This is a genomic window from Stenotrophomonas sp. GD03794 (assembly GCF_029842145.1).
Taxonomy (GTDB): domain Bacteria; phylum Pseudomonadota; class Gammaproteobacteria; order Xanthomonadales; family Xanthomonadaceae; genus Stenotrophomonas; species Stenotrophomonas riyadhensis.
In genome coordinates this window covers 36919-51309 of record NZ_JAOCFV010000007.1, presented here as the reverse complement: position 1 = coordinate 51309, position 14391 = coordinate 36919, and the positions used below count along the sequence as shown (strand labels likewise).

The 14391-nt window shown below is 64.1% G+C and carries 17 protein-coding genes and 1 pseudogene; all 18 read right to left on the bottom strand.

Annotation, left to right across the window (positions count from 1 at the left end):
* Nucleotides 1–2: 2 nt before the first annotated feature.
* A complete protein-coding gene (locus N5D91_RS06025) occupies nucleotides 3–551 on the bottom strand; it encodes an integrating conjugative element protein (RefSeq protein WP_003158633.1) in 549 nt (182 codons plus the stop codon).
* Nucleotides 548–1153, bottom strand: coding sequence for a transglycosylase SLT domain-containing protein (locus tag N5D91_RS06020; protein WP_003158632.1), 606 nt, complete (start codon nucleotides 1151–1153; stop codon nucleotides 548–550). The genes N5D91_RS06025 and N5D91_RS06020 overlap by 4 nt, the downstream gene beginning before the upstream one ends.
* Nucleotides 1135–1872, bottom strand: coding sequence for a TIGR03759 family integrating conjugative element protein (locus tag N5D91_RS06015; protein WP_003158631.1), 738 nt, complete (start codon nucleotides 1870–1872; stop codon nucleotides 1135–1137). The genes N5D91_RS06020 and N5D91_RS06015 overlap by 19 nt, the downstream gene beginning before the upstream one ends.
* Before the next feature lie 14 nt (nucleotides 1873–1886).
* Nucleotides 1887–2528, bottom strand: a complete 642-nt coding sequence (locus N5D91_RS06010) for a hypothetical protein (protein WP_003158630.1) — start codon at nucleotides 2526–2528, stop codon at nucleotides 1887–1889.
* Nucleotides 2525–3103, bottom strand: a complete 579-nt coding sequence (locus N5D91_RS06005; RefSeq protein ID WP_003158629.1) for a PilL N-terminal domain-containing protein — start codon at nucleotides 3101–3103, stop codon at nucleotides 2525–2527. The genes N5D91_RS06010 and N5D91_RS06005 overlap by 4 nt, the downstream gene beginning before the upstream one ends.
* 233 nt (nucleotides 3104–3336) lie before the next feature.
* Nucleotides 3337–5616, bottom strand: a complete 2280-nt coding sequence (locus N5D91_RS06000) for a helicase-related protein (RefSeq protein ID WP_003158628.1) — start codon at nucleotides 5614–5616, stop codon at nucleotides 3337–3339.
* A 137-nt stretch (nucleotides 5617–5753) separates the two neighbouring features.
* Nucleotides 5754–6065 carry a hypothetical protein gene (locus tag N5D91_RS05995; RefSeq protein WP_003158627.1) on the bottom strand — a complete coding sequence of 104 codons (312 nt, stop codon included), beginning with the start codon at nucleotides 6063–6065 and terminating at the stop codon, nucleotides 5754–5756.
* Between the two features lie 100 nt (nucleotides 6066–6165).
* Nucleotides 6166–7311 (bottom strand): DUF6094 domain-containing protein, encoded by a 1146-nt coding sequence (locus N5D91_RS05990; protein ID WP_254920059.1) that lies wholly within the window; start codon nucleotides 7309–7311, stop codon nucleotides 6166–6168.
* Between the two features lie 40 nt (nucleotides 7312–7351).
* Nucleotides 7352–8002, bottom strand: a complete 651-nt coding sequence (locus N5D91_RS05985) for a hypothetical protein (RefSeq protein WP_003158625.1) — start codon at nucleotides 8000–8002, stop codon at nucleotides 7352–7354.
* A gap of 82 nt (nucleotides 8003–8084) precedes the next feature.
* Complete coding sequence (locus tag N5D91_RS05980) at nucleotides 8085–8486, bottom strand: hypothetical protein (protein WP_003158624.1); 402 nt, start codon at nucleotides 8484–8486, stop codon at nucleotides 8085–8087.
* 94 nt (nucleotides 8487–8580) lie between these two features.
* A complete protein-coding gene (locus N5D91_RS05975) occupies nucleotides 8581–9279 on the bottom strand; it encodes a DUF3275 family protein (RefSeq protein WP_003158623.1) in 699 nt (232 codons plus the stop codon).
* 54 nt (nucleotides 9280–9333) lie between these two features.
* Nucleotides 9334–10248 (bottom strand): DUF3577 domain-containing protein, encoded by a 915-nt coding sequence (locus tag N5D91_RS05970; protein ID WP_003158622.1) that lies wholly within the window; start codon nucleotides 10246–10248, stop codon nucleotides 9334–9336.
* A 376-nt stretch (nucleotides 10249–10624) separates the two neighbouring features.
* Complete coding sequence (locus tag N5D91_RS05965) at nucleotides 10625–11437, bottom strand: hypothetical protein (protein ID WP_003158621.1); 813 nt, start codon at nucleotides 11435–11437, stop codon at nucleotides 10625–10627.
* Nucleotides 11438–11716: 279 nt separating this feature from the next.
* Nucleotides 11717–11995, bottom strand: a complete 279-nt coding sequence (locus N5D91_RS05960) for a hypothetical protein (protein ID WP_003158620.1) — start codon at nucleotides 11993–11995, stop codon at nucleotides 11717–11719.
* 94 nt (nucleotides 11996–12089) lie between these two features.
* Nucleotides 12090–12827, bottom strand: a complete 738-nt coding sequence (locus tag N5D91_RS05955; protein WP_003158619.1) for a hypothetical protein — start codon at nucleotides 12825–12827, stop codon at nucleotides 12090–12092.
* Nucleotides 12828–13039: 212 nt separating this feature from the next.
* Nucleotides 13040–13432, bottom strand: a complete 393-nt coding sequence (locus N5D91_RS05950; RefSeq protein ID WP_003158618.1) for a hypothetical protein — start codon at nucleotides 13430–13432, stop codon at nucleotides 13040–13042.
* Between the two features lie 21 nt (nucleotides 13433–13453).
* Complete coding sequence (locus tag N5D91_RS05945; protein ID WP_003158617.1) at nucleotides 13454–13666, bottom strand: hypothetical protein; 213 nt, start codon at nucleotides 13664–13666, stop codon at nucleotides 13454–13456.
* 328 nt (nucleotides 13667–13994) lie between these two features.
* Nucleotides 13995–14225: pseudogene (locus N5D91_RS05940) on the bottom strand (hypothetical protein); the annotation flags it as partial.
* Between the last annotated feature and the right edge of the window lie 166 nt (nucleotides 14226–14391).

Genomic DNA, 14391 nt, shown 5'->3' with positions numbered 1-14391 from the left:
CTTCATTGCTCGATGCCGGTGGCTGTGATCAGCACCGGGTAATGTCGCAGAGCCAGGCGCTCGGCCAGGTCGTCACCGGCCACAGGCGCGAGGGCTACGCCCGGCACCAGGGCGCGCAGCCGTGCCAGGCCCTGCACGGTCTCGACGTTAACCACCAGGCCCACCGCGCCGCGCTGGCGCAGCGAGGCCGCCTGACGACGAAGCCAGGCGCGGGACGCCTCGTCGTCGCCGATGACCACAAAGGGCCGCAGGCCCGGCGCCTCTATCACCCGCCGCGCGACGGTGCCAGGTGTGAGCTTGGCACTGCGCACCGGCAACATCGCGGCCTCGTCCATGGGCGTGGCGGGCACCGGGAGCATTGGGATGGGCGGTCGGGCCGGCGCATCGGCGCGCGGCTGAAGGTTCAGAGCCTCGTAGTACGGCAGCGCCGACGCGCCGCCACGGTCTTCGACCACGATCAGCGGCTCGCCGGCACGCGAGGCCAGCGGCAGAGCCGCCAGCAGCACGAGCAGACCCTTCAGCGTGAAGTTGCTCAGAGGGAGGTTCGTCATGGGGATGTCTCCTGGCGCGCAGCGAGGGCCGCGGTGGTTGGGTGCGTGCCCTGCACACGGGCAAGGTGGCGCGACACGCTCCGCCTGTAACGGGCGGCAGGTTCTCCGCCCGCAGGACGGTGGTAGCGACCGATTGCCAGCAACCAGTCCTCGCCAGTGGTGTGCTGCTCTTTCAGGATTTCAGCGGCGATGGAAAGATTGCGGTACGGGTCGAGCAGGTCGCACGCGCTGGCGTAGCGCTGTTGGTGGTAGCCGAGGTTGATCTGGCCAAGGCCCGCGTCGATGCGCGTGTGCGGCGTGGCGCGCATCGCCTGCTGCAAACCGGCGCAGGCGTCGGCGCGTGTTGCGTAACGACGCGACTGGCCAGCGACGTTGAGCGACCACGGCCACGGGACGATGCGTCCATTGCGTCGGATGCCGCTCTCTTGCAAGGCTACGGCGTAGAGCACCGTCGAGGGGATGCCTGCGCGCTGTGCGGCAAGCTGGTAAGCCGGTGGCGGAAGCTCCTGGGCATGGGCGGCGCAGGCGCACAGGCCCGCCGCGATCACCAGTGCGCGCAAGCACTGCGAAACGGAGGTGGCCACTATGGCTGGCGCTGCCATTGACCGTTCACCTCGCGCACGACCGCAGGAAGGTCTCCGGGCAAGCTCAGCGACAGCCACCGCCCGCCATCATGGTTGAGCGTGATGCCACCGCTGCGCACGCGCGCCGGATCGACGTTCGCCCGCTTGGCCCAGTCGCGGATACGTGTGTCGTCCTGGCGGCTGCCGACCATGTACAGGTCGAACTCGGTACCAGAGGATTGCAGGCGCTGCACGAGCTGCCCGCAGGCCGCGCAGCCGTCCTTGATGAACACTGCCGTGCGGCCTGAACCGCGCAAGGGATTGGCGCTTGTGCCGGTGTCGGGCTTGTCGTCAGGCAGGTTCACCCGCTGCATGCCGGGATTCAGGCGCTGCCAGGCCTCGTCGTAGGCACGCTGGTAGGCGAGCAGCTTCTCGACACGGCGTGCCTCGATCTGTACCTGCAGCTCTGCGTAGCGGAGCCGTTCCTCGTCGGTGCGCGCCTCGATGCCCAGGGCGGACAGCGGGTCCAGGTTGGGTGAGTAGATACCCAGCGGCCCATCCATCAGTTCGCGATAGCGCGCCCACTCCTGCGGTTGCAAGCCCCAGTCGCTTGCCACCCGGTCGTCCAAGGCGCGAGTGACCAGCGGACGCTCCTGGCTCTGGGCATTGCCGGCGGGGGCCGTGGTCGGTTGCTGCGCCCAAGCGGACAACTGGGCAGACACCAGCAGAAGCGCGGAAAGGATAATGGCAGGCTTCATGTCATGTCCTCAGCTCAAGGGATCGCCACGCGACGGGTCTGGTCGCCGGCCTGAAACACGGCGGAGTTGCCCTCGACCGCCTGAAAGCGCCATGGGCCGAGCGAATCGCCGGGCAGCAGTACCTCAAGCTGGTCGGGCGTGAAGTCCCCGCTGCTCGGCGCGACGGACAGGCTGCGCTGGCCGGCGCGAAGTTCGGCGCCGACGATGCGGAACGGCAGTGGCAGCGGTTCCGGCTTGGCGTTAGGCCTGCGCGGTGTGCGCGGCTGAGCGGGTGCTGCGGTGCGCGCAACGGTCTGGCGCGTCTTGATTTGCTCGACCTCCGTGCGCAGCGCCTGAAGGTCGTCAGCAGCGGCATAGCCGCTCAGCGTTGTCTCGACCTGGGCAGCGCGTGCTTCCAGGAGTTCGCGGGTGTCTTTAAGGTCTGCCGCCGTTGCGACGGTTGGACGCTGCTGGATGGCCTCAATGGCCTCGGCCAGACCTACCGCCTGCGCTTCGAGACGTTGCAGGCGGGAATTAAGCAGCTCCTGGTCGACCTGCTCGTTCACCGCCTGGTAGCCGAGAGCGACGAAAACGCTGAGGCCGATCAGCCAGAGCCACATCAGGCTCTGCAACATCATGGCGGTGATCGGGCGACGGGGAGACTGCGCGGCATTCATGGCTGGCCTCCCGAAACCGAAGGCATCAGCGGAAACGTCTGCACCGCCTCGGCAGCAGGCGGTTCGTGTTCGTGCTCGGCGGTCGCACTGCCTCCAGCCTGCTCAAAGCAAATCTGCCGTGCCCGGTCATTCGCGTGCAGTTCCCAGGCCGGGCCAGCCAGGGTAAGCAGCGCATCGCGCAAGGTCATGGGGCCAAGATGCAGGTGCGCCGCCGGCAGCGGCAGCGCATACAACTCGGTCACGGCGTGGGCCATCTCGCAAAGCTGGTAACCACTGCGTTTGAGCACATGCCGCAGGCCATCGCCCACCGTGGCACGGGCATCCTCCGGCATGGACACATCGATGGTCTGCAACAGCAAGTCACGCTGCGCTGCCGAGGGTGCCAGCTCAACCAGCGTGTAGCGGCCATAGCGCACGACGGGAATGAACTCGGGTGCCTCGGGTTGGGGAACGGAGGCGATTTCCTCTATGGCGTCTGGTGCCAGTGGCGCGGTCGTGGTGGCGCAGCCGCTGGCCAGGGCAGCGGCCAGGAGACCAGCGCCGACCAGACGCCGGGATACATGGATGGCGGGCATGGCATCGGCTCTTCTGTTGCGATGCCGATACATTGGCGGCGCGATGCCGTGCGGTCAGCCAGGAATGCGAACTGGGTGGTGCCCGGTTTGCTGCCTTGGGCAAGCGCTCGGCCTTCACGGGAACACTTTGGAATGAGAGAAAAACGCAGCCCCGCCCACGAAGAACGCGGACGGGGCTGCAAGGTGGGAAGAACAGAAAGCCGGCGGCGCTAGGCCGGCTTGTGGCGTGGAAATCAGGCGGTGACCAATTGCCGGGCCAGCGCCACTTCGACGGAATCACCGTCCTGGTTCAGGACATCCAGCCCCGATTCGGGCACATCGCCCGAGGTGGACTGCGAGACCATGATCTTCTTGGCCATCAGTTCCAGGCAGGTCATCTGCGAGGAACCGGCATAGCCGAGGTAGATCACGCGCACGGGTTGCTTCTGCCCGATGCGCCAGGAGCGGCGTGCTGCCTGTTGGAGCGAGTACACGTTGTAGCCACTTTGCATGAACACAATCGTCGGGAACTCCAGCAGGTCCAGCCCCGTCTTGACCAGCTCGGGATTGGTGACGAGCACGTCGATGCCACGGTCCAGTTGCTCGGCGATCCAGTCTTCTCTGCGGCTGGCATCCACGCTTGCGCGCAGCACCGCCACCTTGAAGCCTTCCTGCTCCAGCAGCCCCTTCAGGCGCGACGTGGTATCGCGCGTGCCGGTATAGACCGTGTAGGCCAGAACCTTGCGGCCCTGTGTCTTCTCCTGCCTGCAGATCTCGATCAGCTCACGCTCCTTGGGGCTGATCTCGAACTCATTGAACTGAGCCGGGACAAACGCCAAGGTGTTGCGCGTGCGTGGATGCACCACGGTCTCCGACCGGAAGCAGCAATCCGGCCAGGCCAGCAGCACGTTGAGCACCACCCCCAGCAAGGTCGTATCGCGTCGCGCCAGAGCCTGTTTCAGCTCTGCGGTCAGCCGACCCGCCAAATCGCGGTAGGCCGCAGCTTGCGCCACGTCCATCTGGACTTCACGAAACTCCTCGTCATACGGTGGCAGGACGTTGCCACCGATGTCCTTGAGCTTGAGAAATATGGTGAACGGCAGGATGCAACGCAAGACCCCTTTCGGGCCGAAGCCGGGAGCCTTGACCGTGCGCACCGATACCTTGGTGCCCTTGGCCGTCTTGTGCGCCGTGCCGGCGCTCTCGGAGTAGATGTCCTTGAGGACGCCGTGATCGCGCATGAACGCCATCGCAGCCGAGGTCATGCTGCCGCTCGTGGTCGGGCGGTAGCCGTCTTCGATCATCCGCCCTGGCAGTGCCCGGAACAGCAGGTAGAACAGATCATCGCCGTAGCCGCCCATCAGCGTGCCGGTCAGCAGCAAGGTCTTGCGAGCCTTCGCCGCCAGCACGCCCATGGCCTGGCCCTGGGCACTGCCACCGTTCTTGTACTCGTGCGCCTCGTCGGCGATGAGCAGGTCGAACGTGCCTTGCGGCAGGTAGCGTTTGATGAACTCGGACGGTTGGTAGCCGCCCTCGCCAAAGCCAAACTCCATGTTGGCCATCGCACGTTCCATGCGCGTGGCCTGACGGTCGGAAAACACCAGCTCGCCATTGCCGTCCATCAGGTTGATGAACTCGTGGATGTTGTCACCCAGCATCGAGGCCAGGAAGCCGTCACCAAACTTCTGCATCAACTTCTGCGCGGTGACTTCCCCGATGGTCGGGATGCGCTTCAAGGCTTTGAGGACGACAGAGGACTGGTCACTGCCGGACAGACTACGCGGGCGGATCAGCGTCCACAGGGGCGCGGCGCAGTGGCTGCACTTCCTGCGGGACTCCTCGGCTTCGAGCGAGATCGGGTTGACCGGTTCGCCGTCGAGGTCCGTAATGACCGTGCCGCAGTTCGGGCATGCTGCCACGTCGCCGTGGCGGGTGCGCCGCTGGGTGAAGACCGGCTTCCAGTGGAACCCCATCCGCATCCGCACGCGCCCCAGGACGAAAAACTCCTGGCCCGTGGGCTGCACACCCAACTGCTCGCGCAGCTTGATGAGCTTGACCAGCGTATCCGGGCCATTGAGCACCCAGACCTTGGCGCCGGCCACCGTCTCCTGGATCTCGCGCCGCCACTTGTAGACCAGGTGGGGAGGCGAAAGTACCAGCGTGCGGCGGTAGCCTTCGGCGTTGAGCACCGCGGCCGTGGCGATGCCGACGGTCGTTTTGCCGCAGCCCATTTCGCCATTGACGATCGCAGCGCGTTCGCCTTGATCGACCAGCAGCTCGGCGGCAGCATGGACAACGTCGGCCTGGGCCTGGAACAGCTTGCGCTTGAGGCTGGCAACGACGAGTTGCCGCTGTGCTTGCGCTTGGCCGGTATAGACCGGCGGGTTGGCGCGGTTGAGAGAATCAAGCAGTTCGTCGCCGAACTCGCCGACAAAATCCTGAAGGCTCAGGGTCAGAGGGGATGATTCCGCTTCGAGCAGTTCGCCCGGTACGGGCGCTGCATTGCTGGCGGTGGTGTCGAGATCAACGGGCATGGTGATGCTCCATAAAAAGAATGGGGCATGCACCACCCCAGCGGGGCGATGACATGCCCCGTGGTGGGAAGAGAGACGGCGAACCGTCGGTGGTTGGACAGTACAGGCACTCCTTGGCCTGCGGTGACAACTCGCGGTCAGTACTCGTTGGGCAGCAACAGCGTGGTGACGCTGCGATCCCATTCGGTGATGATCCAAATCTTCAGGCCGGGTGTGACCTCGTAAGAAGAAAACAGACGATCCTCGCCGGACTTCAGCGCGGCATCGTTCTGCCGCCTGTCGCTGTCGTCGAGGTCGCCCCAATCGCCGCCGAGGTGGCGACGCAGGTAGGGAGTCGGGTTGAGCCGGCCCTGTCGGACCAGGTCATCGACGCCGCAGGTCATGACCACCTGGCCTGGCGAGAAGCGCAGGCTCGGTGTTTGGCTGATGGAAAGTGCTTGGGCTGCCATGGAAGGCTCCTGGATATGGAGGGGCCACGGCACCCCATCGGGGCGACTGGACCCCGGTAGGTGGAAAAATCGACGGCGAACCGTCGGCGGTGAAAAACAATCAGCGAATGGTCAACACCTCGCCCCGTGTCGGGGAATCAGGCGTCATGTCCCACGCGCGGATGACGGGAACAAACTTGTCGGTGAGGATGCGCGTCTCGGCGATCGAGCCGTCTTCGCGCTCGGTGAATTCCCGCTGGAGCGTCTTGTCCTTGTGGGTGTCACCTTTGACGACGAGCACGCGCCCCGTCTTGGATTGCACGACTCCCGAGATCGCGCCTGCGGCCAGAGCCAGGGCGAGATGCCAGTGGGACAAGGCCCGCGCCGGTGGACGTAGCGTCTGCTGCGCGGCCCCCAACTGCGTATCCCGCGACGGCCAGAGGCCTTGCAGTCTGCCAACCTCATCGGCGAACTGCTCCGGCTCCATCGTCACGCGGAAGAAATGCCCCGGCTCCGCCGGGCTGGCGGGGACGATGTACGGCAGGAACGGCCATTCGCTCGGCAGCTCCTCGGCTTCGATTTCGCCAAGCCCAATCTGCAGCAACAGACTGCGCACGGCCTTGACGGCATCGGGTGTCTGCTCACGCTGACGCACCCGTCGCCCGAAGATCACCACCTGCTTAAACTGCGTTTCCACCGCTCGATAGATCCGCAGGTCGGTGTAGTGGCGTGTCAGCCAGCCGACCAGCTCGGCATCGAGCACGTAGCCGGGGACGATGAAGACCAGCACGCCGCCGTACTGCAACAGGGGCAGCGTGCGCTGGTAGAACAGCTTTTCGAGGCGGGCTCGGCCCTGACCTTGATAGCCAATGTTGCCGTTGACGTCCTTGGACAGGTCGCCATACGGCGGATTGAGCCAGAGCAGACCGAAGGACTGCTTGGAGATCATCGTGTCCATCAGGTCCGCGTGCAGACAGTGATCGACCAGACCACGGGCATGGCGCGCCCGCTCTGCGTCGAACTCGACGGCGAACGCCTTGGCATGCTCGCGCCCCAGGGCATGAGCCGCTTCAGCGATTGCCACGCCTTCGCCGGCGCAGGGATCGAGGATGCACATCGGCCCATTGGATTCAGAGTTACTGGGCATCAATGCGTTGAGCGCTCTTTCGAGCGTGGGTTCGTCGGTCGGGAAGTACCCGTTTTTCACGAAATTGCGGGCGAGCCGCGGGAACATGAGAGCCATGGAAGTCTCCTGGTTGGCGGGGATGATTGGCGCAGGCACGCCTTGGCGTGCCTGCGCAGGTGGGTCAAGCCGCTACCGTTTCCGGCGTCCAAATCTTGGCCGGATAGGGATAGGCGGTGAGCACGTCACTGCGGATCAGCGAGCCGAGCGCCTGGGTCAGCGCCGGCACGTCGATGGCGAGCCGATGGCCCACCAAAGGCCCGAGGGCGAACGGCAGGCGGGTCAGCATCTCGCGGCTTTGCAGCAGTTCCAGCACGGTTTCGCGCCAGTGGTCGAGCAATGGCAGTGGGCAGGTGTCCTGCACCAACGTCCACAGGCGGTCAAGCCGGTGGTCGCTATCGCGGGGCAGCAATGCCAGTGCGCTGGCGTTGGCCTTGTCGGGCTTGACGCAGCGCCGATCGAACAGCCACACGTTGGACAGCGAACCGAACAGCGTTCGCCGGTAGGCGCGGGTCATGCGCTTTTCCAGGCGATCGACGTTGCCGACGAACACCGGGACGCTGCCGCCCTGGTCGGTGATGACGTGGAACTGCTCCAGGCCTTGCTCGTCACGCCCGAGGGTCAGGCGAGCAAGGAACTGCTGGACGGCGGTGTCCCGCGCCCAGATCGACAGGAAGATCAGATTGCCCTGGTCATCGCCGACGCAAGCGTCGGCCATCACGTCCGGGCATTCGTCGATGCGATACAGCGTGGTGGAAGAAGGGTTTGCGGGCATAGTGGTGTCCTCGGATAAGCGGGAACAGCAGCGCCGCTGGGGCAAGTGCTGCCCCTTGGGGTGGTAGGGCAAACGCCCTGGCTCAGGCCGTCAGCGTCGTAGCCGGGGCTGCTTTGGGTATGCGCCTCTGCGCGTGGTAGGCGCGAACGCCTGCACGCCAGTCGGCGGATTGCTCCGGTGCGAGATCCAGATAGGACAGCGGGCACGAGTAGTAGTACGGGTGCATGGATTCGTCCAGCGGCTTGTAGCCCCACTGGCCGCCGCTGCGTTGCAGCAGATCGCAGCGGATATAGCGCAGGGACTGACCTGGCGCGAGATCACGATGTACGCCGTCGGCTTTGGCCGTCACTTGCGTAACAGACCAGAGGACGTTGCCACGCAGTGCGTGGGCGATGACCTTCACGCTGGTGCGCTCGGTCTCTTGCGGTGTGATCAGTTCCGCGATCAGTTCAGACCGCGATTGGGGGGAGAAATACCAGCCCATGAGAGGCCTCCGGGAGAAATGAAGCCGGAGGCTTCCCCCGAGGGGAAGGCCCCCGGCGGGTGGGTGAGGAACACCGCAGATGCAGCGTTCCGTACTACGCGGGTTGCAGTTCGGCCTGGCGGCTCCACTCTTGCGTCTTGAAGTCCAGCGCATAACCCAGTTCGCTCAAGCGAGCGATCTGCGCGCGCAGGGTGCGGCGGTCGATGGTCGAATCCAGTTTCACGGACTCATCCAGCGGCCACAGCAGGCCGAACAGCGCGGCATCGCCCTCTTCGGTACTGCCGGAGGCAGTCGCCGTAGCGGGCGTCGGCGCATCCACACCAAAGGGGGTGGTATCGACCAGCGGGTCTGCGGATGCCTGCACAGGTGCGGGCTTGGCGGGCCTGGACGTTTTGGCTGGTTTGGCTGGTTTGGCCGGCGTTACCGCAGGCTGTTCGCCCAGCTCTTCATCAAGTGGATCGAGGTCCTGAGTGGCGAAGCTGCGTGCCTCGTCACGGCTCAGTTTGTCGATGTCGTAGAGCGTCATTCCGTCCAGACTGGCGCGGATTTCGAAACGCATGCCACCACCGACCGGGTAGGACTTCGGGAAGATGTACCTGATGATGAACTCCCCGTCGTACTTGCCTTCGGGGTATTGCTCCAGCTCCGGGTCCTTGACCTCGAACGTACCGAGGTGCGTGGCGAGGCGACCGACGGTGAAGGGGCCGTTCTTGCCGCGAATGGTGCGCAGCGTGAGTTGGCCGGGGACGACAATGGGCGAAACCGATTTATCGGATGCCGATGTGGCTGCCATGATGGTTCTCCTTAGCGATTGGGAAAACGACAAGGCCCGCGAGGGCCTTGCCGATCAGAACGAATCAGCCAATGCCGGCTCCTGCTTCTCGACTTCACCTTCGGGCTCGCGCTCGGCGGGCTCGGCAGGCTGATCGGCAGCGGGGCCGGCGTCCTCGGCTTCGGACGCGGATGCGTCCTGGGCTGGCGGCGTCTCGGCTTGCGCGGGGCTCGTCGGATAGACCTTGGTGCCGTCGATCTTGATCAGGCCGATGTGGATCAGCGTCGATTCCAGGCTTGCGGCCGGTTCCCCAGCGCGTTCACCCTTGGTGCGGATGTACGGATCGATCTTCATGTCGTTGAGACGGAAGGCGATCAGCACCTTGCAGTCCCCTTCGATGGCCTGCACGCACCGGCGAACCAGATGCTCGGCTTCAGGGGTGGTAACGATGGTGTCGAAGTACCGATACTCCGGTTCATCGACAGGCCCGGCCAGCGCGGCGACGGTGCAAGAGAGGAACGGGTCGCCATCTTTGGGCGTGACGTCCTTCGGACGGCTGAGGTAGCCGATGCCGCGGGTGATCAGCTCGTGATGCCTGATCGAAGCCAGTTCGGCTCGGTCAAGTGGCTCGGCCTTGAGCAGTCGCGCCTTGAGGGACGCGGCGGCTTGGCCTTTCTGCTCGCCCTTGTCGCGGATGTACGCATCGCCCCACAGGTCGCCGAGGCGAAAGCGCACCAGCGGGCGCTGCTTGGGATCGTCAACGCCGATGCAGCGCTCGACCAGCTTCTTGGCCTCGGCACCCGAGACCTTGACATCGAAATAGCGATAGCTGGGGTCCTTTGCGGAACCGACCAGCGCGGCGATGGTGCATGCCAGAAAAGGCTGCGCACGGCGGCCGCCCCGAACAGGCACTTCACGGACACGCTGGATGTAACCGATGCCCGAGGTGTGGAGGTCGAAATACGATTTCTCGTTGGACGTGGTGCTCATGGTGAATCTCCATAGGGATGAAGCGGAGACACGCCAGTCCCACGCTGCGGGGAAAGGTGCGTAACCCCGCGATGGGTTGATAAGGCGAAAGCATCCACCACCAGAGACTGGTGGCCGCTCGCGGATGGATGCGGTGCGAGCTGGCTCGGTCACGCAGTGGGAGCTGCGCCGCAACCTCGAAGACCGATGGTTGCCTGGCATGTCGCTGACAACGTCAGCAGGCATGGGCTCAGCATGGCCTCGCCTCGCGCGCGAGGCAGCCATCAATCGGCATCCGGGCGATTCCCTTTGATGAATCTCCCAGGCAGAAAAAAGGCCCTCCTTCCGAATGGAGGGAGAGCCTGTGGGGGCATGTCGCCTGGTTTTTTTCGTGGTGTCACGCAGGTACAGCGCGGCGCCGTCGGGACGTCTCCGCGCCGATCACGCTCACATCGATCAGACGCCAGCGTCCGTCGTCGATGAGCCGCTCCAGCACTTCGCCGAGCATGTCGAAGTACACCTCGTCGTGCCGATCGACCAACTCGCCGTCGCGGCGCAGCTCCACCGCATAGGTATCGCTGCCGCGCTGGTAGAGGATCGTCACCTGGCCGGCGAACTTCGCGGTCGAAACCGTGAAACTGATCGCCGGGGGCGTTTCGATGATCCTGGACGGCTTCGGATCGACCCAGGTGAAGTCGTGGGCGCCCGCATCGACCAGCATGTGGGTGATGCGCCGGAACCTGTCGGGCGCCGGCATTTCCTCCAACTGCTCGATGAGCTGACCCAGTTCCATGCACTGCGGCTCGGGAATGGGCAGCTTGGCCGGCGCGGAGCCGAGGATGTGTGTCTTGACGGTGTAGGGAGTGCCGTCGGACATCATCTCGGTGCGCTCTTCTGGCGTGTCCGCACGCAGGCCGTCGAAACGGCGACGGGCATAGGGTTGGACATGCACCTTGGTGCCCTCGCTGGGAACGGTGGTCACCAGGTTGGGATCGAGTACCGCGAACTCGCTGGGCTTGAGCTTGACGACGATGGCGTCTTTGCTGGCTGCTACCACCTTGCCGTCGAAGGGCTGGGGATCAATGACGAAGCCCAGTGTCGAGGACTGTGGTTGATCATCGAACACGCGGTACTTGAACGATCGCACGTTGCGCGGCACATGGCCTGCGACCAGCGAAGGCATCAGGGTCTTGATGAGAGAGCGATCCATGTGAATCTCCTTGAGGAAGAACAAGGGATTCCCGCCCGCAAGGGAGAGGTCCCTTGTGGGTGAATGGGCGCGATGCGTCCGTAGGAAGAAACAACCAGCACGGTTTCCCGCGCTTGCAGCCTTGAAGGTCTTGGCTGCCTGGGCATGTGTCGGCAACGCCGACGAACATGGGGTAAGGATGGCCCTTGAGTGAGCGGCCTGCGCTCAGCAAACCGCACCGCGCCGCACCCGCTTTCCTGCGCCGGGACAAGAAAAGGCCCCTCGAAAGGGGCTGGGTGGTCAGGCTTGGTACACGAAGTAGTGTTCGCGCTGACGTGGAAAGAACACGTGCTTCCACGTGTCGCCGCCGGTGTTGCCACCGTCGAAAACGACCATTTCGTAGTCGTCAATGTCGGTGTCGGCCAGATCGGCGCTGGCGATATGGCGCATGTGCAGCGTGCCACTCAAGCGCTCGAATACCAGGATCTGGCCGATGGCGTCGTCCTGGCCCATGGCGTTGACGCAGGCTCCAAGCTGATGCTCGAAGTCGCGTGCGGGCGAGATGAGGTCGGGGAACATAAAGTGCTCCTATGAAATTGGACCAGCCCGGCTCCTAGAAAGGAGACGGGCTGGCATGGAGGGCAAAGAGGAAGGTGGGCTCGTGGTGTGTTTGCTAGGACTCGGCCAGCGGCAAGCCCGGCAACACGGGCGCGTCGGCGTCGAGGATGAGGATGCGCACATCGGCCTGGCCAGCCAGTTCCAGGATGTTCGCCAGGTCGTCTGGCATGCCCTTGCTGCGGTGCTCCTGCCGAAGCTGCTCGGCGGTGATGCCATCGGCGTGCTCCAGGTTCTGGTCCGTCCAGGGCGTTGAGATCAGCTTGACGCCGATCGCCGGGCTGTACGGAACCCGAAAGGCGATGAACAAAAAGGCCTCCGGCGTGGCGAGGTCCGCCAGATTGGCGAGGTACTGGCCGGTTTCCTGGCTGATGTGCGCGCTGCTGATTTCCCAGCAGCGGCTGTAGTAGCCGGTCTCGAAACTCAGGCGCTGCACGATTTCCCGCGCGGCCTCGACCGAATAGCTGTCACCGACGTGGATCAGGCGATCGTCGAAGTCCTCGCCATGAATGGCATAGACCACGGCACCGATCACGCCTTCGCCGTTAACGCCCTCATCGGCATCGCATTCGGCCAGCACCTCGGCGCTTATAGGTTCAGAGCCGTTCGTGACCACCGCGAAATCGCTGGTGACGATGCAGGAAGATGAAATCAGTTCCTGGTCGGAAAGATGTTGCTGGCTCGGGTGGATATTTCGCCAGACATGCGGGCTTCCGTCCTCGTAGCTGATGGACAGCGTGCGGACGATTTTCAAGTTCCAGTAGCCGCGAACAAAGGGATTGGGATTCTGAGACATGGGAACGCTCCAGATTGAATAATGGAGCCAATTCCCGCCACCGGGAATTGGACCCAGTGGGTTGAAAAGGGAAAATGCGTCAGTCGGCGCTGATCGTTGGCTTTGATTCAGCCGCTTTACGCTGGGCTACGGAAAGGAAATCGAGGGACATGGCCGTGTGGACGCATGTCCCTCGTGGGGAACGAAAAGACGGGGGTGTGCCCGAAACGGGCTCACCAGCCGCTGTAGTTCACCATCAAGTCGGCGATGACCTTGCGGCGTTGCAGATCGAGGCCGTCGAAGTCCGACAGCCCGTCGAAGTGGCAGCGCTTGAGCATGGCACCGCCCTCGCGCGCGTTGTAGAAGCTGACCATGGCGGACAGGAACATGCGTTCGCCGCTGCTCAGGACGCCGAGGGCATCATTGAGCAGCAGCATGTTGGGACGCAGATCCCACTTGCTCTTGGCCTGGTTCAGACCTTCACGGGTGCCGTCGCCGAACCATTCGGGGCCAGCGATCTCGGCACCACGCTTCCATGCCTCGAAGAAGGCTTGGGGCGCGGCAGCGAAATGCTGCTCTTCCCGCATGATCTGATCGACGACTTCCTGCGGCAGCAGTTGATTCATGGCGTGATTCCTCCAGTTGGATCAGGGAATGGCGAGCTGGGACCAGCCGCCTCTTTCGAGGGCACGTTGAGCCGCCGCATGGCTGCGGAAGTACTCGTGCGATTCCCGCGAAACGGGACCTTCGGTATCGCGCGTGCCGATGTAGTGGCCGGCGGCGCTTTGCAGGACTTCGAGCGGCAGGAACTTGCCGCAATAGGTCAAGGCCAACTGGCCGAAAGAGGCTTTGTGGGACATGGGTAGGCTCCTTGGAAAAGCGAGGCCTTGTCCCTCACGGGATGGCAGCTCCCGCACGTGGTGGATAAAAAGCATCGGCGTCACGGGGACGCGCGTCCGCAGACTTGATGCGATACGGACTGGCGGGTTACGCGGGAAGAACCCACGGCAGCCTGGAACCCATGGCTGCTGGCATGTGCTGACGAATCAGCGAACATGCGGGCAGCTTCGTCCGGGAGCCTCGCTGCGTCAGTTGGAAAACGGCAATCGGCCCAGCCCGGATTGATGGCGCGGAGACAGAAAACCCGCATCGAGTGCGGGCTGTCAGGGGGGGCGTGGGTGCGTTGGCTCACTCGGTCTTGTCGCCCAGGACATACTGCTTCCACAGGGCGAATGCCTCGTCCTGTCCCAGTTCGGCCAGGACCACAATGGGTTGCGTTTGCCGCGCACGCAGCGAAGCGAAATACGCCTTACGGTCGGCGATGGCCTTGAGGTTGATGCCATCGATAAACAGCAGCTTGCCGTCCTTGATGAACAGCACCTTGTTGCCAAGGTCGCGCTCGAACGCGGCTCGTACTTTCTCCGGTTGTTGCATGCGTCGGTTTCCTGTTGCTGTGGCCGGCCCTTGGGTCGGAACGTTGATCGACGAGACAAAGGAGCCGAAGGCTCGCTGACCTTCGGCTCGGGAGGAAATAACCACCCGTGGGCTGTTGCAGGCCCGGTCGTCGCTCGAACCGTCTGCTCAT

Coding starts and splice junctions, on each gene's coding strand:
- N5D91_RS06025 (WP_003158633.1), bottom strand. CDS start 551: ATGACGAACCTCCCTCTGAGCAACTTCACGCTGAAGGGTCTGCTCGTG.
- N5D91_RS06020 (WP_003158632.1), bottom strand. CDS start 1,153: ATGGCAGCGCCAGCCATAGTGGCCACCTCCGTTTCGCAGTGCTTGCGC.
- N5D91_RS06015 (WP_003158631.1), bottom strand. CDS start 1,872: ATGAAGCCTGCCATTATCCTTTCCGCGCTTCTGCTGGTGTCTGCCCAG.
- N5D91_RS06010 (WP_003158630.1), bottom strand. CDS start 2,528: ATGAATGCCGCGCAGTCTCCCCGTCGCCCGATCACCGCCATGATGTTG.
- N5D91_RS06005 (WP_003158629.1), bottom strand. CDS start 3,103: ATGCCCGCCATCCATGTATCCCGGCGTCTGGTCGGCGCTGGTCTCCTG.
- N5D91_RS06000 (WP_003158628.1), bottom strand. CDS start 5,616: ATGCCCGTTGATCTCGACACCACCGCCAGCAATGCAGCGCCCGTACCG.
- N5D91_RS05995 (WP_003158627.1), bottom strand. CDS start 6,065: ATGGCAGCCCAAGCACTTTCCATCAGCCAAACACCGAGCCTGCGCTTC.
- N5D91_RS05985 (WP_003158625.1), bottom strand. CDS start 8,002: ATGCCCGCAAACCCTTCTTCCACCACGCTGTATCGCATCGACGAATGC.
- N5D91_RS05980 (WP_003158624.1), bottom strand. CDS start 8,486: ATGGGCTGGTATTTCTCCCCCCAATCGCGGTCTGAACTGATCGCGGAA.
- N5D91_RS05975 (WP_003158623.1), bottom strand. CDS start 9,279: ATGGCAGCCACATCGGCATCCGATAAATCGGTTTCGCCCATTGTCGTC.
- N5D91_RS05970 (WP_003158622.1), bottom strand. CDS start 10,248: ATGAGCACCACGTCCAACGAGAAATCGTATTTCGACCTCCACACCTCG.
- N5D91_RS05965 (WP_003158621.1), bottom strand. CDS start 11,437: ATGGATCGCTCTCTCATCAAGACCCTGATGCCTTCGCTGGTCGCAGGC.
- N5D91_RS05960 (WP_003158620.1), bottom strand. CDS start 11,995: ATGTTCCCCGACCTCATCTCGCCCGCACGCGACTTCGAGCATCAGCTT.
- N5D91_RS05955 (WP_003158619.1), bottom strand. CDS start 12,827: ATGTCTCAGAATCCCAATCCCTTTGTTCGCGGCTACTGGAACTTGAAA.
- N5D91_RS05950 (WP_003158618.1), bottom strand. CDS start 13,432: ATGAATCAACTGCTGCCGCAGGAAGTCGTCGATCAGATCATGCGGGAA.
- N5D91_RS05945 (WP_003158617.1), bottom strand. CDS start 13,666: ATGTCCCACAAAGCCTCTTTCGGCCAGTTGGCCTTGACCTATTGCGGC.